Origin of the sequence: uncultured Bacteroides sp., from assembly GCF_905207245.1 — a bacterium.
Taxonomy (GTDB): Bacteria; Bacteroidota; Bacteroidia; order Bacteroidales; family Bacteroidaceae; genus Bacteroides.
Genome location: NZ_CAJLKP010000158.1, coordinates 1 through 4,696 on the forward strand (window position 1 = coordinate 1; position 4,696 = coordinate 4,696).

A 4,696-nucleotide genomic window follows, 5' to 3' on the forward strand; every position below is an offset into this window, starting at 1 on the left:
ATATTGGTCCCGTTGATGCCATGTTCGCGGCCGGCGGCGGTGTCTACCACGTTGTAACCGGTAGCCAGCACGCCGATATATTTCAGATCGGGCAGGGCGGCCATTGTTTCGCTGTTGATTACTACCTTATTGGTAAGGATGGCTTCTGCACCGGCAGCACGTTCAAGAACTTCGCCGAGGGCAGTGCGGTCGTAGATTGTGCACTCGCCTAACTCTTTCAATTTATCCCAGCATAAATCGCCGGGATTGGCTGTGTAACCGTCTAATACTACAATTCTCATTTTGTATATATTTAAAGTGAGTATGCAAATTTAGGGAAAAGATTTCTCATTATGGAAATAATGAGAAATTTTGTTGGTGTGTTTTCTTTTGCCGCAGATTGCTTTGCTTTCTTCCTATCTTTATATAGATATAACTTGTAGGAATATGAAATCTACTTCGGAAATATTAGAATTATTGAAGTTGTATAAACAAGCTAATGCTCATAAATATGGTTTTAGTCGCTTAGGAATATTCGGCTCTGTGGCTCGTGGGGAGCAAACGGAACATAGCGATGTTGATATTTAGTTGTCTTCTCTACAATAGAGAAAGATATTCCTCAAATGCTTCCGGTGGTTCAAAAAAAGATTAAAGAGCTGGAATAGCTCTTATTACTTGTATTTCTCCCCCCACAACGCTTTCATCCTTTCTGCATGTTTCTGTTCGGCAGCATTGTCCTGTGCTTCCCAGAGACGGCGGTTCTTCAATTCATCGGGCAGGAATTGCTGCTTGACAAAATGGCCGGGATAATCGTGCGCATACTTATAGTTATCACCGTATCCCAGTTGTTTCATCAGTTTGGTGGGCGCATTGCGCAAATGTAGAGGAACAGGCAGGTTTCCGGTTTCGCGTACAAGTTCCAGGGCACTGTTGATAGCCATGTAGGCGGAGTTGCTTTTCGGACTTGTGGCAAGATAGACGGTAGCTTCTGCCAGTGGGATGCGTCCTTCGGGCCAGCCCACTTTCATGACGGCGTCGAAACAAGCGTTGGCGATAAGCAAAGCATTCGGATTTGCCAGTCCCACGTCTTCCGAAGCGGAGATAACGAGGCGACGGGCAATGAAGGCGGGGTCTTCTCCGGCCTCTACCATGCGGGCCAGCCAGTAGATGGCACCGTCGGGGTCGCTGCCGCGTATGGACTTGATGAAAGCGGAGATGATATCATAGTGCATTTCTCCGTCTTTATCGTAGGCAAGGGGATTCTGTTGCAGGCGCTCGGTGACGGTTGCATCAGTGATGATAACGGGGTCGTTTGCTTCGGAAGAGACAACAAGGTCCAGTATGTTGAGCAACTTACGCGCGTCTCCGCCACTGTAGCGAAGCATGGCGGTGGTTTCTTTCAGTTCGATTTTACGTTCCTTCAGTATATGGTCGGTGGCGATGGCACGTTGCAGCAATTCCATGAGGTCTTCTTTCTCTAGAGACTTCAACACGTAGAGCTGGCAACGGGACAGCAACGGGCGGATAACCTCAAAGGAAGGGTTCTCTGTGGTGGCGCCTATCAGTGTAACAGTACCTTGCTCTACGGCACCGAGCAGTGAGTCTTGCTGTGACTTGCTGAAACGGTGGATTTCGTCAATAAACAGGATGGGACTGCCCTGTGAGAAGAAGCGGTTGCTCTTGGCGCGCTCTATCACTTCGCGCACATCCTTCACACCACTGGTCACGGCGCTCAGTGTGTAGAACGGGGTTTCCAGTTTGTTAGCTATAATCTGTGCCAGAGTGGTCTTGCCTACACCCGGAGGCCCCCATAGTATGAATGAAGAGATACGTCCTGCATCAATCATTTTACGCAACACCGCACCCGGTCCTACTAAATGTTTCTGACCGATGTACTCGTCTAAGGTTTTAGGGCGAAGCCTTTCTGCTAATGGGGTCATTTTAAATTAAAAATTAAAAATAAGAGAATGATGAATTCGTGGTTCTTTAGAAAATCATTAATATCATGAAACGGATGCCACCTTTCTTCACTCCCGGAATGTCGGTATAAGTGAGGCGGCGAACGTATTCGATATGCAACAGTTTGAAGATGTTGTAGATACCTACGCTGGCTTCCAGATAGGGAGTGCTACCCATTACGTGACTGGTGGGCACACCATCGCGCATCGGGAAGAGGAACAGTTCGCTGTTGTGGCTCTTGTACGGGTTGTTCTTGTCTGTCAGCGTGCCATACATACCACGGATGCGGAAAGCTTCGCGCCATTTCAGCTTTTTGAGGAGCGGGATACGGTTGAAGAGTTTTCCGTTCATGTCATACGTCAGGGCAAGAGAGGCATAACGGTCGTTCAGGAACTCCATGTTATCGATAAGGCTGAATGACTCGTTGTGCTGGGTGATGTATGAAAGGTTCGCCATGGGCAGGTTCAGCAGGGGGAACGGTACGGTGTTCCACTGCGCTCCGGCGCGGGCGGTGATGTCCAGTTTACCCCATGAGCCGAACCAGAAACGCTTGCGGACACTGGCTTCGGTGAGGTTGAAGTTATATTCGCCACCCAGCACGCCTTTCAGACCGATGGTGTGGGAGAGGGAGAATATCGGTGCATCCAGCGATACGGGCACACGGCGTTGCTTGGTATTGACGTATGTTTCACCCGGAGCATAACGCAGGGTGACGCCCAGTTCGGTGGTGGTGATGTCCTTTACGAAGGTATTCGTATCGTCCCATGAACCGGCGATGTTACCGTCGTTTTTCCAGTATTGCAGTACGCCTCCGGCAGGTTCATCGTTGCGGTGGCGTGCCATGGCTTTGATGGAGAAGCCGGCATTGGTCTCCAGTTCGTAGGTCAGGGTAGCGTCGCGCATGTACGACATCTGGTCTACCTTGGTCCACTTCCAGCCGACGAACATATTGTCTTTATCCGTCGAGAGATACTTATCCATGGGTGACATAACGTCGTAGCTGTAATCGAAAGCCAGGTAATGCTTGGGGAATTCCCACAACACATATTCGCGCTTGTTGAACGAATACGCTGCCTGTCCTTTGTAGAACCATTTCTTGTCTCTCGTACCGTAGGCGCCATATCCGCTGAAACTCCAGTGGGGGTCGAGGTTACCGGTGGTCATACCGCTGAGACGGAAACGCGTGCCGTTCACGTAGTTGCTGGTGATGGTGGTGTTGATAGGCCCGAAGTCGAACTTGCTCGGGTTCTTCTTGGTACCCGTCTCCACGAAGTTCTCAATCAGGGCTTTTGCACCGAAGATGACGTATTTGAAACCGGGGATTTGCTCAATGCGGTTCATGAAGACGTCCATGTTACTCTCTTTTTTGGTGAGGGGAACCTGGCGGACTTGTGCCCAATAATCGTCACTCTTGTTGAGCATGTTGGCTTCTTTGATGACGTTGCCTTTCAAACGGAAAAGCCGTTGTTCTATCTCGTCGAATTTGTAATCACTGTATTTCGTGGTGCGCTGCACTTCGAGGCCTTGCAAGCCTCTCACGAATTGCAGTTCCACGGTCATGTCGTCATCAGTCAGCACCCAGTTGCCGTCCGGCATCTGTTCGAATTGTTGCACGATGTCGAGGTTGTCCACAAAGTTTACACCGGTCTTTTTGGGCAGGTTCATGGTGCACTTCTTCACGGCATAGGTGGAATCTTTCACCACGTAGAGGTGACCTGTGAAGCCGAAGTCCTGTGAGTTCTGCGGAACGAAGGTGAGGTGCACGCATTCCTGTTTGTCCACCATGATGGTGTCCATCAGGTAGTATTTGTAAAAACTGATGGCCCCTCGTCCGATGGGGCTGACGAAGCGGCGTTGCAACAGGCGGATGTCGTCATCGTAGATGTTCACGTCGGAGAAGACGTCGGTGAGGATGGTTCCCAGCATGTCTCCGGTGTTGAAGAATTCTTCAATGCCGCTGGAGTTCATACCCTCGATGATGGTCTTTTCGCTCTTGGGACTTTTGCGGTAGATGGTGCGCGAAGCCGTCTCCTTGATGGAGATAGGGAGAATCATCTTGTTGGTCTTTGGGGATAATTCCACCTGGTCTTTGAAGAACGAGAATTTCTTGTAGATACCTTTCTCCATCTTCTCGGGGGTGACGTCGTTCATGGACATCTTCATCTTTTCGTATTTCCTGTACTCGTAGTAGTCATTGGTTTCCAGCTTCAGTTGCTTCTTGTTTTCGATGACTTTCCTCATGAACTCCACGGCAGGATTGTTTTTGCGTGAGTATTTCTCTTTCTGGGGCTTCACCACTACTTCGGAGAGCATGACGTCGGCCGGTGCCAGTTTCACGTTCAGTACTTTGGTGTTGGGTTGCAGTCTGACGGTTTTAGTATTGTATCCGATGGCGGAGAATGTAAGGTCATTCCAGCCTTTACGGGTTTCTACCACGTATTCTCCCTCGGCATTGGTGATGGCACCCACGCCTTTTCCTTCGTATTGAACGGTGATGTACATTAACGGTTCGTTGGTGAGGGAGTCGGTAACGACACCTTTTATCTGTGCGGATGCGCTATGCGCGACGAGTAAGGAGAACAGAAAAAGGATGAAAGTTATATATTTTTGTTTCATATTTAAGTCAGTATGAGGCTGCAAAGGTAACAATTTAAGGTTAAAAAAGAAACAAATATAATCTAAAGTATATGTACTTGGGGATATGTACTTTCTTTTGCCTTGATGCAAAAGAAAGATACCAAAGAAAAAATCAAGGCTG

2 protein-coding genes and 2 pseudogenes are annotated in these 4,696 nt (G+C 48.9%); 1 reads left to right on the top strand and 3 read right to left on the bottom strand.

The features are described 5' to 3' along the window. A pseudogene (locus QZ135_RS24440) lies at window positions 1-281 on the bottom strand (D-2-hydroxyacid dehydrogenase); the annotation flags it as partial. Window positions 282-426: 145 nt separating this feature from the next. On the opposite strand from QZ135_RS24440, the pseudogene QZ135_RS24445 reads away from it, so the two are divergent. Continuing rightward, window positions 427-564: pseudogene (locus QZ135_RS24445) on the top strand (nucleotidyltransferase domain-containing protein); the annotation flags it as partial. An 86-nt stretch (window positions 565-650) separates the two neighbouring features. Here QZ135_RS24445 and QZ135_RS24450 read toward each other — a convergent pair. Then, complete coding sequence (locus QZ135_RS24450) at window positions 651-1,919, bottom strand: replication-associated recombination protein A (RefSeq protein ID WP_294615686.1); 1,269 nt, start codon at window positions 1,917-1,919, stop codon at window positions 651-653. A 46-nt stretch (window positions 1,920-1,965) separates the two neighbouring features. Beyond that, a complete protein-coding gene (locus tag QZ135_RS24455; RefSeq protein WP_294615688.1) occupies window positions 1,966-4,554 on the bottom strand; it encodes a DUF5686 and carboxypeptidase-like regulatory domain-containing protein in 2,589 nt (862 codons plus the stop codon). Between the last annotated feature and the right edge of the window lie 142 nt (window positions 4,555-4,696).